The 23,147-nt window shown below is 71.8% G+C and carries 18 protein-coding genes; 3 read left to right on the top strand and 15 right to left on the bottom strand.

Translation table 11 applies throughout. The features are described 5' to 3' along the window. Positions 1-41 precede the first annotated feature (41 nt). Positions 42-545: a DUF402 domain-containing protein gene (locus tag ABZ078_RS11725; protein WP_356574127.1), complete on the bottom strand. Its 504-nt coding sequence runs from the start codon at positions 543-545 to the stop codon at positions 42-44. Beyond that, positions 526-1,452, bottom strand: coding sequence for a GNAT family N-acetyltransferase (locus tag ABZ078_RS11720; protein ID WP_356574125.1), 927 nt, complete (start codon positions 1,450-1,452; stop codon positions 526-528). Before ABZ078_RS11720 ends, ABZ078_RS11725 begins: the two co-directional genes overlap by 20 nt. Before the next feature lie 71 nt (positions 1,453-1,523). Between ABZ078_RS11720 and ABZ078_RS11715 the strand changes: the two genes are divergently transcribed. Continuing rightward, positions 1,524-1,892 (top strand): GntR family transcriptional regulator, encoded by a 369-nt coding sequence (locus ABZ078_RS11715; RefSeq protein ID WP_356574124.1) that lies wholly within the window; start codon positions 1,524-1,526, stop codon positions 1,890-1,892. 98 nt (positions 1,893-1,990) lie between these two features. Here ABZ078_RS11715 and ABZ078_RS11710 read toward each other — a convergent pair whose 3' ends face one another. Next, on the bottom strand, positions 1,991-2,761 hold the full coding sequence (locus tag ABZ078_RS11710) for a DUF72 domain-containing protein (protein ID WP_356574122.1): 771 nt from the start codon (positions 2,759-2,761) through the stop codon (positions 1,991-1,993). 72 nt (positions 2,762-2,833) lie between these two features. Continuing rightward, positions 2,834-3,928, bottom strand: a complete 1,095-nt coding sequence (locus tag ABZ078_RS11705) for a DUF5925 domain-containing protein (RefSeq protein ID WP_356574120.1) — start codon at positions 3,926-3,928, stop codon at positions 2,834-2,836. A gap of 165 nt (positions 3,929-4,093) precedes the next feature. Between ABZ078_RS11705 and ABZ078_RS11700 the strand changes: the two genes are divergently transcribed. Further along, a complete protein-coding gene (locus ABZ078_RS11700; RefSeq protein ID WP_356574118.1) occupies positions 4,094-5,524 on the top strand; it encodes a xylan 1,4-beta-xylosidase in 1,431 nt (476 codons plus the stop codon). Positions 5,525-5,527: 3 nt separating this feature from the next. Here ABZ078_RS11700 and ABZ078_RS11695 read toward each other — a convergent pair whose 3' ends face one another. The 7 genes from ABZ078_RS11695 to ABZ078_RS11665 all read right to left on the bottom strand — a co-directional run bounded on the left by ABZ078_RS11695 (position 5,528) and on the right by ABZ078_RS11665 (position 15,242). Further along, complete coding sequence (locus ABZ078_RS11695; RefSeq protein ID WP_356574116.1) at positions 5,528-9,319, bottom strand: lipopolysaccharide biosynthesis protein; 3,792 nt, start codon at positions 9,317-9,319, stop codon at positions 5,528-5,530. Next, on the bottom strand, positions 9,312-10,112 hold the full coding sequence (locus ABZ078_RS11690; protein ID WP_356574114.1) for a polysaccharide deacetylase family protein: 801 nt from the start codon (positions 10,110-10,112) through the stop codon (positions 9,312-9,314). The genes ABZ078_RS11695 and ABZ078_RS11690 overlap by 8 nt, the downstream gene beginning before the upstream one ends. Beyond that, positions 10,109-11,113: a glycosyltransferase family 2 protein gene (locus tag ABZ078_RS11685; protein ID WP_356574112.1), complete on the bottom strand. Its 1,005-nt coding sequence runs from the start codon at positions 11,111-11,113 to the stop codon at positions 10,109-10,111. Before ABZ078_RS11685 ends, ABZ078_RS11690 begins: the two co-directional genes overlap by 4 nt. Beyond that, positions 11,110-11,931: a glycosyltransferase family 2 protein gene (locus ABZ078_RS11680; protein ID WP_356574110.1), complete on the bottom strand. Its 822-nt coding sequence runs from the start codon at positions 11,929-11,931 to the stop codon at positions 11,110-11,112. Before ABZ078_RS11680 ends, ABZ078_RS11685 begins: the two co-directional genes overlap by 4 nt. 393 nt (positions 11,932-12,324) lie before the next feature. Continuing rightward, a complete protein-coding gene (locus ABZ078_RS11675; protein WP_356574108.1) occupies positions 12,325-13,422 on the bottom strand; it encodes a GNAT family N-acetyltransferase in 1,098 nt (365 codons plus the stop codon). 1 nt (position 13,423) lies between these two features. Next, positions 13,424-13,861 carry a hypothetical protein gene (locus tag ABZ078_RS11670; RefSeq protein WP_356574107.1) on the bottom strand — a complete coding sequence of 146 codons (438 nt, stop codon included), beginning with the start codon at positions 13,859-13,861 and terminating at the stop codon, positions 13,424-13,426. A 175-nt stretch (positions 13,862-14,036) separates the two neighbouring features. Further along, positions 14,037-15,242 carry a S8 family peptidase gene (locus ABZ078_RS11665; protein WP_356574105.1) on the bottom strand — a complete coding sequence of 402 codons (1,206 nt, stop codon included), beginning with the start codon at positions 15,240-15,242 and terminating at the stop codon, positions 14,037-14,039. A gap of 316 nt (positions 15,243-15,558) precedes the next feature. Between ABZ078_RS11665 and ABZ078_RS11660 the strand changes: the two genes are divergently transcribed. Then, positions 15,559-16,368 carry an SGNH/GDSL hydrolase family protein gene (locus tag ABZ078_RS11660; RefSeq protein WP_356574103.1) on the top strand — a complete coding sequence of 270 codons (810 nt, stop codon included), beginning with the start codon at positions 15,559-15,561 and terminating at the stop codon, positions 16,366-16,368. Positions 16,369-16,394: 26 nt separating this feature from the next. On the opposite strand, the gene ABZ078_RS11655 is transcribed toward ABZ078_RS11660, so the two are convergent. The 4 genes from ABZ078_RS11655 to ABZ078_RS11640 all read right to left on the bottom strand — a co-directional run bounded on the left by ABZ078_RS11655 (position 16,395) and on the right by ABZ078_RS11640 (position 23,078). Beyond that, positions 16,395-18,026: a serine/threonine-protein kinase gene (locus ABZ078_RS11655; protein WP_356574101.1), complete on the bottom strand. Its 1,632-nt coding sequence runs from the start codon at positions 18,024-18,026 to the stop codon at positions 16,395-16,397. A 64-nt stretch (positions 18,027-18,090) separates the two neighbouring features. After that, on the bottom strand, positions 18,091-19,740 hold the full coding sequence (locus tag ABZ078_RS11650) for a nickel transporter (RefSeq protein ID WP_356574099.1): 1,650 nt from the start codon (positions 19,738-19,740) through the stop codon (positions 18,091-18,093). Continuing rightward, positions 19,737-21,380, bottom strand: coding sequence for a tetratricopeptide repeat protein (locus ABZ078_RS11645; RefSeq protein ID WP_356574097.1), 1,644 nt, complete (start codon positions 21,378-21,380; stop codon positions 19,737-19,739). The genes ABZ078_RS11650 and ABZ078_RS11645 overlap by 4 nt, the downstream gene beginning before the upstream one ends. 162 nt (positions 21,381-21,542) lie before the next feature. Beyond that, positions 21,543-23,078, bottom strand: coding sequence for a DUF4331 domain-containing protein (locus tag ABZ078_RS11640; protein WP_356574095.1), 1,536 nt, complete (start codon positions 23,076-23,078; stop codon positions 21,543-21,545). Positions 23,079-23,147 lie beyond the last annotated feature (69 nt).

Raw genomic sequence — 23,147 nt, 5'->3', positions numbered from 1 at the left:
GGCCTGTTGCGTGGCGCGTGCCGCGCAACGCCCGGCACGCCCTAGGCCAGCAGCGACTCCAGGCCCTTGTCCGCGGTGGCGAGCGCCTCCAGTTCGTCGAGGGCGGTCACCGCGGCGGCCGCCGCTCGTGGGTCCCGTGCGGCGAGACCGCTCTGCGCGAACTCGTCCTCGTCCAGGCGCCGCACGTCCGAGCCGTCGGCCGAGCGCCACAGGTCCAGGTCCAGGTCCTCCACGACCAGCTCGGCCCCGGAGAGGGTGGCCGGGCGGGTGACGTCGCAGTACCAGCCCTTGAGGGCGCCGCCGGCGTCGCGGACCTCCTTCACCGCGTACCAGCGGTCGCGCCAGTAGTACTCGGTGAAGACGTCGCCCGGCTCGAAGCGGACGAAGCCGAAGTCGCGGACTCCGGCGCCGGACCAGGGAGCGCGGACGGTGATGCGGGTGCCGTCGTCGGAGAGCAGCTCGGCCCCGTAACGGATCTTCGTACGGCCGGCCTTGACGAGGACGACCTCCAGAGGGCGTACCCGGTCAGCCGAGTTCGCGGACATGGCGCACCTCCGTCGCGCAGATCTCGTACCCGAACCACTTGTTGATCGCGATCATGGGCTCGTTGCCGGTGTCGTTGCCGGTGAACGCCTCCGTGTACCCGGCGGCGCGGGCGCGGTGCAGGGAGTCGTTCTTGGCGAGCTTGGCCAGGCCCCGGCCGCGGTAGGCGCGGGCGGTGCCGGTCATGGCGGTGGCGTAGCGGGTGCCGTCGGTGTAGGCCACGCTGAAGGCGGCGGGACGGCCGTCGACGACGGCGACCGAGGTCAGGTCGTGGTTGAGCAGGGGGTGCCTCCAGGTCGCTTCCAGCCAGGCTTCGTAGTCCGTGAACTCGGCTTCGATGTCGCTCGGTTCGTCCGACGTCGTCTCCGCGTCCAGCTCGAACATGGGGCGAGGATCGTCCGCGAAGCCGGCGGCCGTGCGCAGTTCGACGCCGGGCGGCAGCTCCTGGCGGGGAGGCAGGGTGCGGTTCGCCAGGTCCAGGCGCAGGAAGTAGGCGGAGCGGCGGCTCCGGTAGCCGTGGCGTTCGGCGAAGGCGCGGTTGTCCGGCTCGTCGAGGACCCAGGCGAAGACCTTCCCGACGTCCAGCGCCGCCAGGCGTTCCTCAGCGGTGCGCAGCAGCAGCGAACCGGCGCCGCGCCGTGTGCGGTCCGGGCGTACATAGACGTTCGCGAAGCCCTGGCCGGGCTCCGGGCTGTCGTGGGCGACACCGACCTGTGCCGTGCCGATCACGTCGCCGTCCTCTTCGGCGATCAGCTGCCTGAAGTGGGCGTCCGGATGGGTGTGGGTGAGGTCGTGGAGCACCGATTCCGGGGTGGACAGCATGAACGGCAGGGCGAGGCGGCGGACGCGGGAGAAGCCCTCGGCGTCGGCGCGCACGTCGGGGCGCAGGTCGCGCACGATGATGGTCATGTAGGCGCACGCTACGGGCGGACGTGGCCGGGGTGCCTCTCATTTTCCGGCGGGTACGGGACAATCAGCCGGTGACCTTGCAGATCCACATCGACGACAGTGCGGCCCCGTACGAACAGGTACGGGCGCAGATCTCCGAGCAGGCGCGGTCGGGGGTGCTGCCGGTGGGGTACCGGCTGCCGACCGTGCGGGGGCTGGCGGAGTCGCTGGGGCTGGCGGCCAACACGGTCGCCAAGGCGTACCGGGCGCTGGAGAGCGACGGGGTGATCGAGACGCGGGGGCGCAACGGCACGTTCGTGGCCGCCGCCGGCTCGGCCGCGGAGCGTCAGTTGGCGTCGGCCGCACAGGAGTACGTGGAGCGGGCGCGGCGCCTCGGACTCACGGAGGCTGACGCGTTGGCGGCCGTGCGGGATGCCCTGCGGGCGGCTTACGGGGGGTAGGGCGTCGGGGCGATGTGCCGTGTCGTTCGGCTGCGGCGCCGTTGTGGCTGGTCACGCGGTTCCCCGCGCCCCTGAAGGGGCGCTGCCGGCAGGGCTGTTCAGGCAGGCGCCAGGTGTCTCGGGGTGCGGGTCGGGCCCAGGCCCGCTCGCTGCGCTGCCCGCGCGAAGGTCATCGCGTCCTCCACTGCCGCCCCCGTCGGGTCGTTGTTGAAGTACGCGTACACGTCCTCGGCCTCGGACCACGTGTCCGCGATGCGGTGGGACCAGGTGTCCAGGGCCTGGCGGCCGTAGTGAGGCCAGCGCCGGGCGCGGCCCTGGTGGAAGCGGACGTAGCCCCAGTCGGTGGTCCGCCACAGCGGGGTCACGGGGCGGGACTCGACGTCGGCCCAGCACAGGGCCGCACCGCGCGCCTGAATCACCTCACGGATCTCCGGCGTCCACCAGCTGTCGTGCCGGGGCTCGACCGCGACCCGCGTACGGGACGGGAAGCACGCCAGGCAGACGTCCAGCAACTCGGCGTCCGCCTTCAGGGTCGGGGGGAGCTGCAGCAGGACCGGGCCCAGGCGGGCGCCCAGGCCCTGCGCGTGGCTCATCAGCCGGCTCACCGGCTCCTCGGGATCCCGTAGCCGCTTGATGTGGGTCAGGTAGCGGCTCGCCTTCACCGCCACCACGAAGTCCCCCGGCACCCGCTCCCGCCACGCCTCGAAGTTCTCCCGGGTCGGCAGGCGGTAGAAGGCGTTGTTGATCTCGACCGTGGCGAAGTGCCTCGTGTACTCCTCCAGCCACCGCCGCATGGGCACGTCGGCCGGGTACAGGACGTCCCGCCAGTCCCGGTACTGCCACCCCGAGGTGCCGACGTACAGCGTCATACGTCCATGAAAGCACCGCGGGCACCCGGCCGCCCGAACGGCGAGGCCAGCGAGGCGCCACAGGTCGAGGCGCTACAGGTACAGCCCGGAGTCCGCCCCTTCCCGCGGCTCCGGCAGCGACGTCGGGGACGTGCCCCGCTTCAGCGCGTACAGCTCCGCGAGGGTGGCGCCCTCACGGCCGACACCCTCCTCGGTGCCCAGCCAGCTCACCGCCTCCGCGCGCGTCAGCGGTCCCACCTCGATGCGCGCCAGACAGCGGCCGGGGCGGACGACGGCGGGGTGGAGGCGCTCCAGGTCCTCGTTGGTGGTGACGCCGACCAGGACGTTGCGGCCCTGGCCGAGCAGGCCGTCCGTCAGGTTCAGCAGCCGCGACAGCGCCTGGCCCGCCGTGTGCTTCGCCTCCCCGCGGATCAGCTCGTCGCAGTCCTCCAGGAGCAGCAGCCGCCAGCGGCCCTTCCCCGCCGCGTCCTCCTCGCCGATCGCGATGTCCATCAGATAGCCGACATCACTGAACAGCCGCTCCGGGTCCAGCACGCAGTCCACCTGGCACCAGTCCCGCCAGGAGCGGGCCAGTGTCCGCAGCGCCGACGTCTTGCCGGTGCCCGGCGGGCCGTGCAGCAGGAGCAGCCGGCCCGCGATGTCCTCCGGGGTCGTCTTCATCAGGCGGCCCATGGCGTCCGCCACCGGCGCGGTGTAGTTGGCCCGCACCTCGTCCCAGGTGCCCGCGGAGATCTGCCGGGTCGTGCGGTGCGGGCCGCGCCTGGGGGAGACGTACCAGAAGCCCATGGTCACGTTCTCCGGCTGCGGCTCGGGCTCGTCCGCCGCGCCGTCCGTCGCCTCGCCGAGCACGCGCTCCGCCAGCTCCTCGCTGGTCGCCGTCACCGTGACGTCGGCGCCCCGGTTCCAGCGGGAGATCAGCAGGGTCCAGCCGTCGCCCTCGGCCAGCGTCGCGCTGCGGTCGTCGTCGCGGGCGGCGCGCAACACCCGGGCTCCCGGCGGCAGGAGGGTCGCACCGGACCGGACGCGGTCGATGTTCACCGCGTGCGAGTACGGCTGCTCGCCCGTCGCGAAGCGGCCGAGGAACAGCGCGTCGACGACGTCGGACGGCGAGTCGCTGTCGTCGACGTTGAGCCGGATCGGCAGAGCGTCGTGTGGGTTCGCAGACATGCGGCCATGATCCGGCACGCGGCGGTCCCGTGCACCCGGTTTCCCCGGCACGTCCCGCCAACGGTCCATGTCCCCCCGTCCTCCGCGCCCCCTGCGTCCTGTTACAGGACTGTGTACCGCCGAAACCTGCCCGAGCCCACGCCACCCCCGTTACCGTTGTCCTTGATGGGACGTCATGGGTGGAATTCGGGGGCACGGCGGTGGCGGCTCACCGCGCTGCTCGGTGTGGGCGTGGCCGCTCTGGCCCTGGTGGTGACCCTGCTCAACACGCTTCCCGGCAACGGCGCGAGCACCGAGGGCACCACACGCGACGGCGACAAGGCGCACGGCACCCCGACCGCCCCGCCGGACGCCACGAAACCCGACGTGGGCTGGGGGTTCACCCACACCCAGTACAGCGCGGACGAGGGCGACGCCGCCGCCGTCGAGCGGGTCGAGAGCCGGCTCGCGGACGCCGGGGGACTGCCGCAGATCCAGCACATCATGGGCTGGGGCGCCGACAACCCCGAGCCGGTCGAGGGGCGTTACGACTTCGAGGCGATGGACCGCCGTATCGACTTCGTCCGCGCCTCCGGCAGCACCCCGGTCGTCACCCTGTGCTGCGCCCCCGACTGGATGAAGGGCGGCAAACCCGGCGTCGACGACACGGACTGGAGCCAGGCCGCCCTGGAGACGGCGCCCGAGCCCGAGCACTTCGAGGACTTCGCCGCGCTCGCCGTGACCGTCGCCAAACGCTACCCGGACGTACGGCACTTCATCGTCTGGAACGAGTTCAAGGGCTTCTGGAACGACGCCGAGGCCCGCTGGGACCACGAGGGCTACACCCGGCTGTACAACCTCGTGTACAGGGCGTTGAAGAAGGTCGACCCGGACATCATGGTCGGCGGGCCGTACCTCGTGATGGACAGCGTCGACCCGCGCGCCCAGGAGGCGTCCACAGCCCTGAAGGGCCCCTGGGGCGCCCTGGACCAGCGCATCGTCGACGCCTTCGGGTACTGGAACAGGCACAAGGCCGGCGCCGACTTCGTCGTGGTCGACGGCTCCAGCTACACCCGTGACGACGAACTGCTGCCCGACGAGTTCGCGGCCACCGACAAGTTCACCGCCGTCAGTCGGTGGGTGCGGCGTCAGACCGGTGACCTGCCGCTGTGGTGGGCCGAGTACTACGTCGAGCCCGCCGACGGCAACGACGACCGCCACGGCTGGTCCGAGGCCCGCCGCGTCGCCGTCCAGGCCGCCGGAATGATCGCCATGGCCAAGGGCGGCGCCTCCTCCGGCTTCTACTGGAATCCGCAGGAAGAGAAGGGCACCGACTGCCCGGGCTGTCTGTGGACGCCGACGGACACCGCGGCCGGCGGCGCGAAGCTGCCGATGTACGACCTGGTCTCACGGTTCGGCAAGGAGTTCGCGCCGGGGACCGACCACGAGACGGTGTCCGTCGCCGCCGCCGACCGGCCCGACGTCCGGGTCCTGGCCACGGACAGGGTGGTCCTGGTGGTCAACACGCTCGACCGGAAGACCAGCACGAAGGTCGACGGCAAGAAGTTCGACCTTCAGGCGTACGAGGTCAAGTGGCTCGAACGCCGAGCCACTTGACCCCTACTTGATCGTCAGGAACCGCTGCACCAGCGAAGCCAGCAGCACCGCCAGCAGCGGCAGCGAGAACCAGAAGCTGCTCTGCAGCCACCGCAGTTGCCGCACACCGGGCGCCACCGCGACCCGGACGATCTCGCGGACCATCAGCAGCAGGATCAGCGCGACCGCCGCGAGCCCCCCGACCACCGACCACGGCGTCCAGGTCACCTGCGGCCCGATCGGACCGGGATCGGCCTTCGGGACCTCGCCCGCCGGCTGCTTCCTGAGCGCGTACATCGTCACGTCGGCGTTGACGAAGACCTTCCTCAGCTCCTGCCGCCTGTCCAGGTTCTGGATCAGCCGCGACTCCCAGGTCGCCGAATAGCCCACGTCCATCCGGAGATAGGTGACCTGACCGCGGTTGATCATCAGGTAGGAGTTCGGGCCGGCGTCCTTCAGCGCCTTCACCAGCCCCGACACCAGCACCGGGTCGGCCGGCGCCAGAGTCGGCAGGTACTCCACCTTCTCCATGTCCCGTGAGCCCCACGGCATCGACGGCGTCACGACGTTGACCGGGTCGTCGCTCAGCCACAGCAGCCGCAGGCTCGGATCGTCATGGGCGTACACGTACTCCATGGCGGCGACCTCGCCGGGCCGGACCCGCTCGAACGGCTCGTTGCCCCACCGGGCCACCAGGAAGCCGCCCATGAGGACCAGGCCCGCCATCAGCGCGGCCAGCGGGGCGAGGCTCACCCGGTCCTTGTCGCGCTCCTTCGCGGTGACGCCCGTGCGCGGGAAGAGGGCGAGTCCGGCGAGCAGGGCCGCGCCCGGGAGGGCGAACATGAAGACCCGGAGTGCCATCTCACCGCCGTACGACTGCATGCCGAAGCCCAGGAACGGCACGAAGGTGAGGACGAGCAGCGAGCGCTCCCGGTAGTGGTGGAAGCGCCGGCGCCACCAGCCCCAGCAGGCCATGGCCATCACACCGCCGGCCAGCAGCACGCGGGTGTACAGCACGAGCTTGTGCGTCGAACTGCCGCCCTCGATCCGGCCGGAGACGGAGGACGACACATTGGAGCCGACGCCGCCGACCCCGCCGAAGAGTTCGTCGAAGTGCCCCGACCAGTACGGCTCGGCCAGGAAACCGATCCAGACCGTCACCATGACGCCGAACAGGATCGGCAGGCCCCGCAGTTCGGACTTGCCGATCAGGACGAGACCCGTCAGCACGCCCAGCATCACGAACGGCGTGAGCTGGTGGGCCGGGACGCTCGCCGCGAACAGCCCGATCACGATCACGAGCAGGACGGCCCGCTGCCGTCGGTCGGCCGGCTCGACCTCGACCTCGCCGGGCCGTCGCTTCGTCCAGATCACGCGCGGCGCCCGGAACCAGACCAGCAGGATCGCCGCGAACACCAGGTACAGCAGATAGGTGAAGCCCTGCGGCGAGAAGTAGTCCTGGCCCACCCAGCCGCTGAGCACGAACACCCAGATGCCGGTCCACTTGGCCCGCCAGCTCGCCCGCATCGAGCGCACCAGCAGGAACATCGGAACCAGGTACAGCAGTTGCATGGCCAGTGGCCACCAGCGGATGACCTCGGTGAGGTCGCCGACCCCGCACGCCTTCGCGGCGAACGCGGCCACCGCGAAGAAGCCCGGCCAGCTCCAGCGCGCGTCCAGGTCGGGCACGGCCGACCCGGTGCGGTCGATGTAGTCGAGGAAGCCGAGGTGCTGCCAGGCCGTCGCGAACCGCGGCTCGGTCTCGATCAGCGCGGGCAGGGAGTGCAGCGACACGACCGTCGCGAGCAGTGTGACCAGCAGCAACGCCTTGTGCTCCCGGCCCAGCCACAGCAGCGAGGCGAACACCACCGCCAGCAGCGCGGCCCCGACCAGCGTCGGCATCGGCAGCACCGAGATCAGCCCGAGCCCGCCCATGCCGTCCAGGTCGGCCTCGCCGAGCCGCAGCGCGGGCACCCAGTACAGCAGCAGCGCCGCGACCAGCAGACAGCCGAGGACGACCCCGAGCCGGGTGGGCAGCAGGCGCTCACGCCAGGTGGGCGAGGGCGCGACGGGCTGTCGTACGGCCTCTTCGTGCATCGGCGTTTCTTCCCGTACGACGGCCTCCTCGCGTTCCTCCGCCACGGCCCCGTCGAACGGCGCGTCCACCTCCGCCGGCCCCAGCGACGCCTCCGAGCCCGGCTCCCGTTCTTCGACCGGCAGCCCCACCTCGGGCTTGCGCGCCCAGGTCGGCCGGTGCTCCGGGCGGACGAGCGGCGTGCCCGTGGGGGGCGTGCCCGGTCCCGGACGGACGTCGGGCCGGCGTTCCAGATGGTCGAAGTCGACGTGGACGCCGAGGGCGAGGGTGTCGCTGTCGAGAGCCCAGGCGGACCCCCGCTTGCGCGCCCCCTCGGGCACCTCGCGTGCCCCCAGGTCGGCGAGATCACCGTCCGGGGCCGCGTCCTCGGGCACTTCGGACGCGGTGGCCCGAGCGGTCCGGTACAGCTTGGGCGCGGCGATCGCGACGATCACCGCGAGGGAGACGATCTCGGCGACCCCGGCACCGGTCAGCCCCATGCGGGGGAGCAGCAGCAGCGTCAGTCCGAGCACCAGGGCGCACAACAGGCCCTGCAGCCAGGCCAGTCCGGCGGTGCGGCTCTGGGCGCGCAGGACCGCGAAGTACGTCTCCATCACGACTCGCAGCAGCGCGCCGACGGCGAACCAGCGCAGCAACGGGGTGGCGGCGTCGGCGTAACCCTGGCCGAAGACGCCCAGGATCCAGGGAGCCCCGAAGAACAGGACCGTGCAGACCGGCACCATGATCCGCGCCATGCGCCGCAGCGCCGCCCGGGTGTTGGCCGCCAGCCGCCTCGGGTCGTGCGAGCCCTCGACCGTGAGGGAGGCGCCCATGTTGATGGCGAGCAGGTTGACCGTGCCGCCGATGGTGGCCGTGATGTAGAAGTAGGCGTTGTCCTCGGCGGAGACCTGCGCGGCCACGATCACGGGGATGAGATAGACCACGGCCAGCGAGAACAGCGACCCGGTGTAGTCGCCCGCCAGGAACCTCCCGATCTCCCTCAGGGACGGCGGGCGGGCGTGCTCCTCGGTCGCCGCCACATGGCGTGGCACCAGGCGCCGGAACACCAGCCAGCCCAGCGGCAGCACCGACACCGCGATCGCGGCCACCCACGACACGAAGACACCGGCGGTGGGGATCGCCACCGCGAAGGCCACCAGCAGACCCAGCTTGACCGCCGAGAACACCGTGTTGCCGACCGGCACCCACACCGCGCTGCGCAGCCCGGTCAGCACACCGTCCTGGAGCGTGAGCAGGTTCCAGGCGATGACGGCCACGACGAAGAAGATCCCGCCCGCCGCCCCGTGCAGGAACCGGTACGACGGCCCCCACAGGTCCAGCGTCAGCAGGAAGACGACCGCGGCCAGCGCCACCACCACGCAACTGCCCGCGTACGTCCGGAAGACGAGCCGGCCGCTCCCGCGTCCCGCCACCGGGATGAACCGCGCCAGCGCCCCCGTCAGCGCCACCGCCGTCAGCCCCGCGAGGAACTTCATCGCGGCGATGGCGGCGGAACCCTGGCCGACCGCGGACTCGGAGTAGTAGCGGGCCGCGGCCAACCAGAATCCGAGCCCCAGCACGGCGGAGATGCCGGTGTTGATCATCAGGGCGTAGGCGTTGCGGAACAGCTGACCGCCCCCGGGGGACCCGCCCATGCCGGGCAGGCGAAGCCGGCGCCCCGACTGCTCGGGCGCCGCCGCGTCGGTCGACGCGGGCTCGGTCGTGGTCGTCGTGTCAGACACGGGAACGCATGGCCTTCCGGCGGACCTGTCGTGCTCTGCGGACCAGGGCGTACCCCTTGGTGAGGGCACGGTCCCCGGCGAAGGCGCGGGCGATCGCACGCCCCTCGACCATCCGCCGGAACTCCTCGACACCGGTGGTGCGGCGCACGGTCAGACGGGTGAGGGCGTACGGCCCCTGCCGCCGCCGCGCGAGACCGTTGTTGACGGCGAGCGCCTGGGCGTACCCCGTCTCGCGCACCGCCTCGCGCACCCGGCGGCTGGAGTAGCCGTAGGGGTACGCGAACGACGCCGGGGCGGTGCCGAGCTGGTCCGAGATGATCTCCTTGCAGAGGATCAGCTCGGAGCGCAGCCTGCCGTCCGGGAGCTGGTCCAGCTGCGGATGCGTGTGGCTGTGGCCGCCGATCTCGACGTCCGCCTCGGCGAGTTCACGGACCTGGTCCCAGTCGAGCATGGTGTCCAGTCCGCCGCCCGTGTCGTGCGGGCCCTTCAGCCAGCCCGTCGAGACGAACACCGTGGCCGCGAAGCGGTGCTTGGCGAGCACGGGCAGGGCGTGCCGGTGCACGCCCTCGTAGCCGTCGTCGAAGGTGATCAGCACCGGCCGCTCGGGCAGCGGCCCGCCCGAGCGCCAGCGTGCGGCGAGATCGGCGGTGGTGACCGGGGTCAGACCCAGGTCGCCGATCAGCGCCATCTGCTCCGCGAACGCCTCCGGCGTCACCGACAGATCGCGGGTGGCGTCGTTCGGCGCGCTGGACACGGCGTGGTACATCAGGATCGGTACGCGCGGCTCGCTCATCTCGATCCCCCCTCGTTGTCCGCTTCCCCCTCCGTCGCCGCCACCGCGTACGTGACGCCGCCCCGGCGCGCCCGGACACTGCCCACCACGTACCCGCCGGCCGCCGTGAGCACCCCGGCGACGATCGCGCCCGCCCGCCCCGCACCGCCCGGCCGGGCCAGCAGGGCGTCCCGCAGCCCACGCGCCACCCCGGCCGGCAGGACCCGGGTGGTGTACCGGCGCTCGGACTCAAGTCCCTTGTCCGCGCCCACACTTCGGGCCACCAGCGCCTTCGACAGACCCTCGGCGTACGTCCGCGTGCGGAAGTACCGGAAGCGCTCACGCGCCTCGGGCACCCGGTGGTGGATCACCGCACGGTCGTCGATCAGCAGGACCGCGTCCGGCCGGGCCCGGGTGAGCCGGATGCACAGCTCCGTCTCCTCGCAGCCCAGCGGCAGCCGGTCGCCGTCCCGCCCGATGCCGCTGGCGAAACCGCCCGCGAAGTCGAACGCCGTACGCCGGAAGGAGGCGTTGCCCCCGAGGACGTTGCGCACCCTCACCCGGCCGTGTGGCAGGCCGCGGTAGGTGCAGCCGACCACCCAGTCGAACTCCTCCGGGAACCAGTCCGGTCGGCGCCCCGACGCCCAGATCGGCTCCGTGCGCCCGCCGACGGCCATCACGCGCGGGTCGGCGTACCCGGCCGCGAAGTGCCGCAGCCAGTCGCGCTCGGCCACGGCGTCGTCGTCGAGGAACGCGACGACCTCGCCGTAGGAGGCGGCGATGCCGGTGTTGCGGCCGGCGGACAGACCGCGAGGGCCCGCGTTGGCGAGCACCCGCACGTCCGTCGCTTCCTTGTACTCCTTGGCCAGCCGGTCCGAGAGCGCCTCGTTGTGGTCGACGACCAGCAGCGTCTCCAGGGCCGGATACGCCTGCGCCCGCACCGAGGAGACCGCCGCGAGGATGTCCTCCCAGCGGTCCTCGGTGTACACGCAGATCACGACGGAGATGTCGGGACCGCTCAAGACGCCTCTCCCCGGACCGAGTCGAGCATCGGCGAGCGGTGGGTCCGGCTGCGCAGGGCACGCCGGTTGGAGCGCTCCTTCAGAATCACCTTGAGCACCCGCAGCCCGTCCCGCACGGCCCGCAGATTGCTCGTGCCGTGGATGCGGAGGTACTCGTGGCTGGGTATCTCCTGCACCTTCAGTCCCGCCTTGACGACCCGGATGTTCATCAGGGTCTCCACCTCGAAGCCGGTGCAGTCGAGGTCGATCTTGTCCAGGCAGTGCCGCCAGAACGCGTTGTAGCCGTAGCAGAGGTCGGTGTAGCGGGCGCCGAACTTGCGGTTGACGGCCGTGCACAGCGCCCAGTTGCCGAGCTTGCGGATCGGCGTCATGTCGTCCGTGCCCCCGCCGTTGGCGAAGCGGGATCCCTTGGCGAAGTCGGCGCCCGAGACGAGGGCGGAGACGTACGACAGGATCTCGTTGCCGTCGGCCGAGCCGTCCGCGTCGACCATCACGATGATGTCGCCGGTGGCCGCCTCGAACCCGGTGATCAGGGCATCCCCCTTGCCCTTGCCGAGCTGCCGCACGACCTTGACGTCCGGCCACAGCTCACGGGCCACTTCGACGGTGTCGTCGGTGGAGTTGCCGTCCACCAGGACCACTTCGTGTATCCAGTCCGGCAGTGTCTTGAAGACGTACGGCAGGTTCTCCGCCTCGTTCATGGCCGGGATCACCACGCTCACCGGCGGCGCGATGGCCAGGTGCGAGGAGACGGGCCGGTACTTGCCGGCTGTGGACGGACCTTGGTCCGCGACCGCCGGGCGCAGAACAGAGCTCATGAGTCTGGTCCCTCTCGTCCGGTGGACCGCCCGCCCCTGGGCGGCCCGGCATTGTGTCCGGTTCGAAAGGGGGGTTCTCACTTCACGGCACGGATGAACGGATCTCCGTGCGCGCACCGTGAGCTGGCATGTGTGGCCGACCACCGGTAAAACCGGCAGCCGGTCGCGCGGCACGACTCGGCGACACGTGCGGACACCGTCACCGAGCACCCCCCTACCGCGCCCCGCGCCGGGACTGTCGCGGTCTTGAGCCCTCCCCTAGAGCCGCGTGCTGACAGTCCGATGCGGGTGAGATGTACGACGGTATTGATGATTGCGACTGTATGGCAAGAGCTGGAACGAGCTCTCACGTTTTTGTTGGTTTGACCGTAACCGGTCGGGTTGGACCGGCCGTTACCGGCGTCCCGAGCGGATCCTCCCCATCTGCTTGAGGAGCCGGTCCGCCGGTTCGAACAGCTCCGGCCGTGCCTGCACGGTGTTGCGCAGCGCCCGGACCGGGGCACGGCGTGCCCGGTGTCCGAACGCGACCGGGTGACGCCGGGTCACCCATCCCTCGGACACGCTCAGCTCGCGTGTCTTCAGGGAGTCCTTGTACTCCTTCTGGCCCCGGCCGAGATCGAGATAGGCGATGCCGTCGGCGGCGGCCGCCTCGGCCATGCGCAGATGCAGCACCAGCCCCGGGGAGTACTTCGAGAACTCCGGGTCGTAGGCCGGGAACCAGCAGGCCAGCACCCGCTCGGTGCGCAGCCCGAAGTGGGCGGCGATCGGCTTGCCGCCGGCGTACAGCACCGACAGGATCCCCGCGAACGGCTCGGAGCGGGTGTGGAACAGCTGCTGCACGAGCCGGGTGATCCACTCGTGCGCGAAGCGGTCGCTGCGCCCGGTCCTGCGGTACTGCGCGGACTTCCAGGCCATCAGCGTGAGCAGGGCGGCCGGGTCGCGCTCGTCGTGCACATACCGCACGTCGTCGTGCTCCCGGCCGAGCTTGCGTTCCCTGCCAAGGGTCTTCTTCGTGAACTTCGGTGATTTCTCGCGGAGTCGGCCGAGATACGCCTCGTACCCCTGGTCGACGTCCATGACCGGGGACGGGAACGTGCCGGTGGCCTCCGCCTCGAACGGCCCCTGGCCCTCCACCAGGTGGTCGAACTCCCACACGGCCAGTCCGCACGCCTTCAGCAGCTCGCGGGCGTCCCAGGTGAACCCGGGCCGGTGCACCAGCCCCTGGGCGTCCGAGAGGCCGAGGCCGACGGCCCGTCCGACCCCGGCCGCCGTTCTCTGGAACGGGAAGAACGCGGCCGGCTCGCCGCCCTCCCGTACGACCGCGATCCGCACGCCGCGCCGGCAGCGGCCGACCGCGAGCGCGAACTCGGGGGAGAGGAAGGGGTTGCCCAGCTCGGGCGAACCCTGGAGATGGGCCTTGGACTGCAAAGAGGTCCACGCCGCCCGGTCGGCGGAGCCGAGCTCGCCGGGGCGGTACACGCTGATGTCCACGTCAGTCAGTCCGCCTTCGCGTCGTACGGCCGCGCAGCCGCCGTACCAGGACCAGCAGGAGAAGGAGAGCACTGATCGCGGTCACCGCCACGATCCCGCCGCGTACCGACCACCGGTGCACGGCCAGCATGCCCTGGGCCACCAGCATGTTGACGACGACCGCGCCCGCGACGGCGGCGACGGTGCGGCCGAAGGGTTCCAGCCCGCGCAGCGCCGCGGCGATCGCCGCGGCCGGCGCCGCGAGCAGGAAGAACAACGTGAACGGGCCGCGCAGCGGCGAGCCCGAGTCGACCAGCGCGAGCACCGCGCCGAATCCCCCCGCAGCCGTCGCGGCGCCCGCGAGCAGCGGCGTCAGGTCCCTCCCCGGTCCTGGTCGCGGCCCTGGTCGCGCCCGCTCGGTGTCCTGAGACGAAGCTGTCTTGATACGTAAGGTCTGCATTGGCGACTTTGCCCCCCGAAGCGCCGGATGCCGGGCTTCAATGTCGCTCAGCGCCGTGTCGGCCGTCAAGATGCGAACGACCTCTTGACGCTGTTCGTGTCCGCGTTCGACGCAGGCGTTCCCCGGAGGCGGCGGGGCCTCCGGGGAACGGTGGTTCAGGTGGTGCGGGGGCAGGTCACGGCACGAGCTTCAGCAGCCGGTTCGGCGAGCCGGCGCCGGCGCCGGTGACCACGCCCGCGGTGGCGCCGGCCGTGAGCGCCGAGGCGACCTGGGCCGGGGTGGCGGAGGTGTGGCCCGCCAGGTACACCGCGGCCGCGCCCGCGACGTGCGGCGACGCCATGGACGTACCGGAGATGGTGTTGGTCGCCGTGTCCCCGGTGTACCAGCCCGCCGTGATCGAGGAGCCCGGCGCGAAGACGTCCAGGACCGAGCCGTAGTTGGAGAAGCTGGAGCGGGCGTCGGTGCTGGTGCTGGCGCCGACGGTGATCGCCTCGGTCACCCGGGCCGGGGAGTACGCGGAGGCGTTGACGCCGTTGTTGCCGGCCGCGACGGCGTAGGTCACGCCACTGGCGATGGAGTTGCGCACGGCCGTGTCCAGGGCGGCCGAGGCGCCGCCGCCGAGCGACATGTTGGCGACCGAGGGACCCGAGTGGTTCGCGGTCACCCAGTCGATGCCCGCGACCACGCCCGCCGTGGTGCCGCCACCGCTGTTGTTCAGCACCCGCACCGCCACGACCTTCGCCTTCTTGGCGACGCCGTAGGTGGCGCCCGCGACGGTGGAGGCCACATGGGTGCCGTGGCCGTTGCCGTCCTGGGCGGTGGTGTCGCCGTCCACCGCGTCGTAGCCGTACGAGGCACGGCCGCCGAAGTCGCGGTGCGTGATCCGGACGCCGGTGTCGATGACGTACACCGTCACGCCGCCGCCGGCGCTGTCCGGGTAGGTGTAGGTGCCCGAGAGCGGACGGGAGGTCTGGTCGATGCGGTCCAGGCCCCAGGGGGCGTTGGACTGCGTGGCGTCCACGTGGACGCGCTGGTTCTGCTCGACCGAGGCCACCGCCGGGTCGGCGGCGAGTCTCCTGGCCTCGGCGGCGGAGAGGGTGGCGGTGTAGCCGTTCAGCGCGGTGCTGAACGTCCTGGTCACCGAGCCGCCGTACTCCTTGATCAGGCTCTTGCCGGCGCTCGAAGCGGCCTTCAGGCGAGCGCTCTTCTTCAGTGTGACGATGTAGCTGTCCTTGATCGCCGTGGGGGAGCCGGCGGCCAGGACCGTGCCCTCGGCCGGGGCGGCCTGGGCGGGAAGGGCGGTGAGTCCGCCCACGAGGGCGGCGGCCGCCAGGCTGGATATCGCGGCGAACCTGAGCTTGCGGTTACGCAGTTGTGCCATGACGAGGGGGTCCTCCTCCAGGCGGCGCGCATCCGGGTGGGACGCGCGCGATGTGGGGGGTGCGCGCGTGCTCGCGCGCACGGCCCGGAACGTCGCGTTCCCGCTCCGGGTCGAGGTAAAGGATCTGTGGTCCCGCCGTGAAGAACAAGGTAGTTGACGAGTCATCAACAATGATGTCATGAACATGAAACAAAATCGACAGTCGATCCACAGGATGCGCCCCTGATCGCCCGGAAAGTCTTGGCATGGACACTTCCCGTCAACACGCGTAGTTGGTACGACGGTTATGGCAGAGATCCTGCTATAGGGAGGTTCCATGAGACGTTCCCGATTTACCGCATACGTCGCCTCGCTCCTCCTCGCCGTCGGCACCGTCCTGACCGGGACCGCCGCGGCGCAGGCCGCCGACACCGCCGCCACCGGCGGCTATGTGGCCCTCGGCGACTCGTACTCCTCCGGCCTGGGAGCGGGCAGCTACCTCACTTCCAGCGGCGACTGCAAGCGCAGCACGAGGGCGTACCCGTACCTGTGGGCCGCCGCGAACTCACCCTCGTCATTCGACTTCACGGCGTGCTCGGGCGCTCGAACGAGTGATGTGACCGCCAGTCAGCTCGGCCCGCTCAACTCCTCCACCTCACTCGTGTCCATCACGATCGGCGGCAACGACGCGGGCTTCGCCGACATCATGACGACCTGTGTGCTCCAGTCCGACAGCGCCTGCGTCTCACGGATCAACACCGCGAAGGCGTTCGTCGACTCGACGCTGCCCGGCAGGCTCGACTCCGTCTACTCCGCCATCCGGACCAGGGCCCCCTCCGCCCATGTGGTCGTGCTCGGCTACCCCCGCTTCTACAAGCTGGGCGTGTCCACGTGCCTCGGCCTGTCCGAGACCAAGCGGCGGGCGCTCAACGACGCGGCCGACTACATCGACGCCGCCACCGAGAAGCGCGCCCTGGACCACGGGTTCACCTTCGGTGACGTACGGCCCACCTTCACCGGGCACGAGATCTGCTCCGGCGACTCATGGATGCAGGCCGTCAACTGGCTCAACATCCCGGAGTCGTACCACCCGACGGCCGCGGGCCAGTCGGGTGGTTATCTGCCGGTCCTGAACAGCGTGGCCTGATCCACCGTCAGACCACTCGGATTCTCCTACGAGGTCGGCTCCTCGGCGGGCGATGGCGAGACCCCGTCCCCGTCCGTCGGGGTCTCCGTCACACAGGTCACCGAGAACGGCACCGAGTCGGACTTCGTCTCCACCGGGTCGCGCACCTCGACGCTGATCTCGTTCTCGAACGTCCCGCTCTCGTCGTACGTGGTCACGAACGCCTTGTCCTGCTTGGTCAGCCCGCCCCCTTCCGGGAACGACAGGGTCTTCCACCCCTGGTCCATGACCTCGCCGTCCTCGGACACCCAGCGGTAGCTGACCTCGGCCGGCAGCCGCCCCACCGTGAACGTCGCCGTGAAGGCCGGCGCCTCGCCGCTCGGCGGCGGACAGGAGCCGGAGTACTCCGTGTTCGCGCCCACCAGCGACACCCGCACGGACTGCGGCGGGGGAGCGGTCGTACGACTGCTGCTCGGGGTCGGGCTCGGCGTCGGGGTCGGGTCCCCGCCGGTGGTGTTCTCGTCCTCGGTCCCGGCCGGCGAAGTCCTGGCCTGCGTCGGGCCGGTGGCGCTCCCGCCTCCCTCGTTCCCGCCGCCGCCCTCGCGGTCGAGGAGGGCGTACGTCAGTCCCGCCACCGCCAGTGCGAGAGCGAGGGCGCCCGCGACCAGGACGGCGGCGGCGCGGCGGTCGCGGCGGGGCCGGTCGGGGGCGGTGTCCCGGGCGGGTCCGGCGGTCGGTGCGGGCCTGGTCGGTCCGGGCGGCGGGACGGGGGCCGTCGGGGCGGTCGGCGTCGGGTGGGCCGCGATCGTCGGCGGGTAGGGCGCGGCCCGGACGCCGCCCGCGCGCGGCGTCCCTCCCGCGCCGACGGTCCGCAGGTCCTGCTCGGCCCGGTCGGCCGGCAGCCGCTCGGCCGGGTCCTTGCGCAGCAGCCCCTCGATGACGGGGGTGAGCGGACCGGCCCGGCGCGGTGGGGGCAACTCCTCGTCGACGATCGCGCGCAGGGTGCTGAGCGGGGTGTCCTGGCGGAAGGGGGAGTTCCCCTCCACGGCCGCGTAGAGCAGGACGCCGAGGGACCACAGGTCGGACTCCGGGCCGGGAGTGCGGCCCAGGGCCCGCTCCGGGGCGAGGAACTCGGGCGAGCCGATGACCTCGCCGGTCATGGTCAGCGCGGAGCTGCCCTCGACCATGGCGATCCCGAAGTCGGTCAGGACCACTCGGCCGTCGTTCGACATCAGCACGTTGGCCGGTTTCACGTCCCGGTGCAGCACCCCGGCCTCGTGCGCGGCCCGCAGCGCGGACAGCACCTCGGCGCCGATGTGCGCGGCGCGCTGGGGGCTCAGCGGGCCCTCGGCGTCCAGGAGCTCGGCCAGCGAGATGCCGCGGACCAGCTCCATGACGATCCAGGGCCGGCCGTCCTGTGTCGCCACGTCGTACACCGTGACGACGTTGCGGTTGGCGACCCGCGCCGCCGCCCACGCCTCGCGCTCCAGCCGGGCGTACATCCGCTCGACCTCCGCAGCCGGCAGCCCGTGCGGCGCACGCACCTCCTTGACCGCGACCTCGCGGTGCAGCAGCTCGTCACGGGCCCGCCACACGGTCCCCATGCCGCCCTCGCCGAGCGGGGACAGGAGGCGGTAGCGGCCCGCGATCAGACGTTCACTGCCCGGTTCTTCGGACACGGGCGTCCCCCATTCGCCATCCGTGCGAATTCTCCACTCCGTCTTATTTCTCCCCAAAAGTAGCTCAGCCGAGTGCGGATGCCGCCCCCTTGAACACCAATCCGATCCCGAGGAGTACGACGAGGAACGCGGATCCCAGTGGTGCGGCCCTGCGCAGGAACGTCGTGATCGGGTGCGCGGTCCAGCGGGGGCGCTTGTCCAGCAGCCGGGCCGCGCCCGTACCCAGCTTGACGACGGCGTACCCGGCCGCGGTGAGGGTCAGGGCGAGCCCGACGCCGTATGCCACGACCAGCAGCAGCCCGAACCACGCCTTGCCGAGCGCCGCGGCGCCGACGAGCACGACGACCGCGGAGGGGCTGGGCACCATGCCGCCGGCGAAACCGAGGAGGATCGTGCCGCGGAGGGTGGGGGCGGTGGGGTGGGTGTGGGTGATGCCGCCGTGGGTGTGGGTCAGCAGGCCGTGGGAGTGGGAGTGGGAGGGGGAGTGGGAGTGGGAGTGCTGGTGGGTGGGGGTGTGGTGGTGCTGGGAAGCGTGGCTGGGCGCGGGCGCGTGGGGCGCCGTCGTGGTGTGCGTGTGCGCGGCGGCCAGAACCGGTTCCCGATCGCGTTCGGGGGTGTGGGTGTGGGTGTGGATGTGCTCGTGGTCGTGGGTGTGCTCGTGCCGGTGTGAGTGACCGTGCCCGCGGATGTGCCACGCCCTGCGGACCAGCGTCACCCCCGCCAGCGTCACCAGCACGCCGCTCGCGATGCCCAGCCAGGTGATGACCGACGGTGCCGCCGCCGATCCGGCCGTGACCAGGACGCCGAGGGCGACCACGCCCAGGGTGTGGGTGACCGTCACCGAGGCGGCCAGAGGCAGGACGTCCTTCATGCGGGCCTGACCGCCGCGGGCCGTCGCGACCGCGGCCATGATCGTCTTTCCGTGGCCGGGGGCGAGCGCGTGCATCGCGCCGAGGAAGACCGCGATGACCAGGGCGAGGGCGGCGAAACCGACGGTGAGGTCCTGGCGGGAGACCAGGCCGTCCAGGGCACGGGTCCAGCGGTCGGCGCCGCGCGGCAGGACGGAGGCGGCGGGGGCGTCCTGCTCCGCCTCGGCGAGGGCCGGTCCGCCGGGGCGCACACGCAGGGACGCGTTCCTGGTGTCGGCGGGGGAGGAGAGCAACTCCTCGGGGTACTCGGTCAGTTCGTGGGAGATCGACTCCTTCGGCACATCCGAGGCGGCGAGGGTCGTCCGGTCGCCGCGCGCCGTGATCTCCCGCCATCCGGGGCCCGCTTCCGCCCCCGCGCCCCGGAAGCCGAGGGCGACCGTGGCGTCCTCGGGCAGCGGCGCCGTCAGCCCGCACTCCACGCGGAGTGTGTCGAGCCCGGCCTGACCGGGCCGCACGCGCGCGTGGCTGCTGTTCAGCGTCAGTGCGACCGTACGGCCGTCCACGGTGACCTCGCTGTCCCGCGCGGCGTCCTCGCACCGTTGCCGGGCCCACGCCACCATGCCCGCCTTCTCGATGTCGGGCCGGGCCTGGGTCGCCGGGATCTCGGCGAGGTCCTCGACATGGTGGACGCGCAGTTCGCCGGGGGCGGCGACGAGGCCGTCGTAGCGGTTGACGGTGAAGTTGCCGAGCGGGTGTGCGCTCGCGGCGGGGGCGGCGAACAGCGCGAGCGCGCAGGTCGTCGTGAGGACGGCCGCGGCTGAGGCGAGCAGTCGACGGGGCGTCACTTGGCCGCCTCCAGGTCCTTCAGGGCCGCACGGGCTTCCCGGGCGCCCAGCGGTGAGAAGCCGGGGTTCAGCTTCAGGGCGGCTCGGAGGTGCTCGCGGGCCTCCTCGGCGTTGCCGTTGGCACGCTCGATCATCCCGCGGTGGTGGAGGAACGCGGCGTTGCGGTAGCCGGTGGCCGTGGCCTCGCGGGCGTACTCCAGGGCTTCCTCGTCCTTGCCGTTGACGTGCAGCGCCCAGGCCAGGGCGTCCGCGGTGTGCACGGTGTGGCGGCGGTTCCACTCGGCGCGGGCGGCGCGCAGGGCGGCGGCCCTGTCGCCGTGGTCGGCGGCCGCGAGGGCGGTGTCGAGGTCGGCGTTGACACCGCCCGCGCGGGCGAGGGCCGTCCAGGCGTCGACGAGGGCGTACTGGTCGTCGGCCTCGCCCTGGTCGCCGGCCGCCTCGTACAGCTCGCCGAGTGCGACGAGCGGGCCGGGCAGGGGGTGGCGGGAGACGACGTCCTTCAGGCCCTCGATCGCGCCGGCCCTGTCGCCGCTCGCGGCTTGCGCGCGGGCGCGGCCTTCGAGGGCGGGGACGTGGTTCTCGTCGGCGGCGAGGGCGCGGGCGTAGTGGGTGAGGGCGGTCTCGTAGTCGCCCTGGTTCCAGGCGAGTTGGCCGAGCTGGGTGGCGACGTAGGCGATGTCGCCGGGGGAGGCGGCGGAGGAGAGTGCCTGTTCCAGCACCCGCCGGGCCGTGTCGACGTCGCCGCGCAGCTCGCGCACGTACGCGTAGCGCGTGAAGACCGGGATGCCCGGGCGGCGGTCGTCCGCGGTGTCGGCGGCCTCGGCGGCGTCGGCGTAGCGGCCGAGTTCGACGAGGGCGTCGATACGGGTGCACAGGGCGCGTTCGCTGTAGGGGTTCACCTTCAGGGCCTGGTCGGCGTACTTCAGGGCGTCCCCGAAGTCGTGCCGGGCGGCGGCCAGGGCGGCGCGGCCGGCCAGGGCCTGGTCGTTGCCGCCGGCCAGCTCCAGCGAGCGCTTGAAGGCCCGCTCAGCTTGGGGGTAGCGGGAGGGGTCGCCCTTGGTGCGGGCCTGTTCCACGTAGGCGAGACCGAGGGTGGACCAGCTGCCGAAGTCCCTCGGCTGGTCGCGGAGATGGGCCTGGAGGGCGGTGATGCCCGCGTCGAGGTCGCCGCTCGCGAGCAGTCCCGGGGCCACGGCGGCCGATGCGGGGATGACGTGCTGGGTGCCGTTGTCGCGGACGGCGCCGAGGGCGAGGGAACCGGCGGTGAGAGCGACGGCCAGCAGGGCGGCGCACCCGGCGAGGTGGAGGGCGCGTCGGCGGCGTCCGGCCGCGGCGGCCCGTCGTACGGCGGCGATGCGCTGTTCAGCGGGTTTCTCGCCCCCGCCGCCCATGCCCGTCCCCTCCTCCAGGGGCTCCGCCTCTTCGACCCCGCCGGGCGGCTCCGCCCCCTGGACCCCGATCGGCCTGAACGGCCTCCTCCTCCAACGCGTCCGGACGGGCTGAAGGAGGCCGCCCGGCGTCGAGAGCTCGCCCCGCCGTTCCTGCCCCCTCGCGGCACTCACCCGCCGCACGGCGGCGATGCGCTCATCGGCAGCGGACTCCCCTTTCTCCGGCTCGCTGTCGCTCGTGCGCGGGGCCATTCCCTCTCCTCGATCGCCTTGCTGTTGACGGAAGTTGTCGCGTCCGACGGCGCGGCCCGCGCCGTGGGGGATGAGTTCTACGCGGGCCGCGCCAGCTCTGTGGGGGCCGAAGGCCCTAGGGCCGGTTGCGAAAGTGGCGCCTGCCGCGCGACGCAACAGGCCCTAGTACGCCCGGTCCCGCATCCGGCGCCACCACATCAGGGCCCCGCCGATCAGCAGGATGCCCAGCGCGCCGGCGCCCGCCGATCCGGCGATCAGGGTCATGTCGTCGGTGCCGCCGGAGGCACCGGCCGGCTGCAGCGCGTCGCCGATCTGGCTGCGGACGTCCGTCGTGCCGTCCGTGCCCTTGGCGAGCGGGCCGCGCGAACCCTCCGTCGGCAGGGCGAGGTACGGGAATGCCTTCTCGAACTCCTTGTCGTTCTTGTCGACCGCGTCGCCCAAGTCGTTCTTCGCTCCCAGCAGTTCACCCTCGACGACCTGGAGCGAGGCGTCGATCACGTCGTCGGTGAGGCGACGGCCGTTCGGGAAGCCCGCGTTGTCGCCGTCGAGGACGCCGAGCCGCTTGGGTTCCGCGGCCGGCTTGATCGAGGTGTTCAGGCGGAGCATCTCGGACGGCGTGACGTGCGGCGGCTGGTTGAGGTCCTTCACGCCCTTGAGGAAGACGTCGACCAGGTCGTCGCGCGGCTCGGCGGGCGCCGGGATCTTGTAGATCGCCTCGATGAGCTTCGGCAGCTCGGGGTTGGTGACGTTCTTCAGGAACTGGGCGTCGTCCCCGGGCGCGGACGCGTTGAACGTGTCCTTGTCCTTGAGGGGGTTCACGACCTCGTTCACCAGCGGGCTGCCCAGACGCGAGACCTGCTGGAAGTGGCCCTGGGCGTTCTTGCGCTGGGTCGTCGACCAGATGCCGACGATCGGCTGCTCCGCCGACTCGGCGATCATGTGGTTCGGGACCTGGAGGGCTATGGAATTGACGTTGTAGCCCTTGAGCGTGTCGTTGCCGACCTCGGAGAGGTTCCCGCCGTACAGCAGGTCGAAGACCCGCAGGTCCAGGAAGAACGGGTCGTCGGCCTGCCCGGCGAACGCCGTGGCGTCGCCCGCGAGCTTGTGGACGGCCTGTTCGCGCAGCTTGGCGTAGTCCGGCATCGACGCCTTGCCGACGTTCGACGGCGCCACCGGGACGTCGTTGGCGATCTTCGTCTTCGACAGCAGCTGCTGGTCCTTGAGCTTGAGCAGCTCGATGTCGTAGGTCTGCGTGATGTTGAGGTCGGCGTCGTCCAGGCTCTCGACCGGACCCGTGTTGTACAGGAACGTCTTCTTGTTCTTGACGTGCGTGTCGAAGGTGAAGCGGTAGAGCAGGTCGCCCTGCGCGTCACCGTTGTTGTCGATGTGGAGGTCGTACTGGGCGTCCTCGGCGAACGTGAAGAAGTTCGGTCCGCCGGCCGGCTCCTCGAACGGGATCCAGTTCGCGATGATCGTCGTCGTGTCCGGCTTGTCCGGGCTGACGAACGCGTACACGTCCGTGTTGTCGTACTGCGGGGTCCCCGAGATCAGCGGGGCCTCCCGGTGGCTGGAGGCGGCGGCCGCCCCCGGTTCCAGCGCGGTCACGCCGGCGGCTGCGAGCCCTCCGGCGGCCAGCGCACCACATACGAGGGTCACGAGTCCCCTGCGTCCCGCACCGCTCCTGGAATTAGGTGTCATGCCGTCCGTCCTCAGTGCCAACTTGCCTGACGCACCCGATTCGGAGCCGTCGCCAGGGTGGATTGGTCG

Origin of the sequence: Streptomyces sp. NPDC006385 (genome assembly GCF_040612485.1) — a bacterium.
Taxonomy (GTDB): domain Bacteria; phylum Actinomycetota; class Actinomycetes; order Streptomycetales; family Streptomycetaceae; genus Streptomyces.
The sequence above is the reverse complement of the archived record's forward strand: the minus strand, read 5'-3'. Positions and strand labels throughout refer to the sequence as shown.

Excerpts from the sequence above, each read along its gene's own strand:
- ABZ078_RS11640 (WP_356574095.1), bottom strand. The coding sequence starts at position 23,078 with ATGACACCTAATTCCAGGAGCGGTGCGGGACGCAGGGGACTCGTGACC.
- ABZ078_RS11690 (WP_356574114.1), bottom strand. The coding sequence starts at position 10,112 with ATGAGCGAGCCGCGCGTACCGATCCTGATGTACCACGCCGTGTCCAGC.
- ABZ078_RS11700 (WP_356574118.1), top strand. The coding sequence starts at position 4,094 with ATGGGACGTCATGGGTGGAATTCGGGGGCACGGCGGTGGCGGCTCACC.
- ABZ078_RS11725 (WP_356574127.1), bottom strand. The coding sequence starts at position 545 with ATGTCCGCGAACTCGGCTGACCGGGTACGCCCTCTGGAGGTCGTCCTC.
- ABZ078_RS11645 (WP_356574097.1), bottom strand. The coding sequence starts at position 21,380 with ATGGCCCCGCGCACGAGCGACAGCGAGCCGGAGAAAGGGGAGTCCGCT.
- ABZ078_RS11680 (WP_356574110.1), bottom strand. The coding sequence starts at position 11,931 with ATGAGCTCTGTTCTGCGCCCGGCGGTCGCGGACCAAGGTCCGTCCACA.
- ABZ078_RS11705 (WP_356574120.1), bottom strand. The coding sequence starts at position 3,928 with ATGTCTGCGAACCCACACGACGCTCTGCCGATCCGGCTCAACGTCGAC.
- ABZ078_RS11720 (WP_356574125.1), bottom strand. The coding sequence starts at position 1,452 with ATGACCATCATCGTGCGCGACCTGCGCCCCGACGTGCGCGCCGACGCC.
- ABZ078_RS11710 (WP_356574122.1), bottom strand. The coding sequence starts at position 2,761 with ATGACGCTGTACGTCGGCACCTCGGGGTGGCAGTACCGGGACTGGCGG.
- ABZ078_RS11660 (WP_356574103.1), top strand. The coding sequence starts at position 15,559 with ATGAGACGTTCCCGATTTACCGCATACGTCGCCTCGCTCCTCCTCGCC.
- ABZ078_RS11670 (WP_356574107.1), bottom strand. The coding sequence starts at position 13,861 with ATGCAGACCTTACGTATCAAGACAGCTTCGTCTCAGGACACCGAGCGG.
- ABZ078_RS11665 (WP_356574105.1), bottom strand. The coding sequence starts at position 15,242 with ATGGCACAACTGCGTAACCGCAAGCTCAGGTTCGCCGCGATATCCAGC.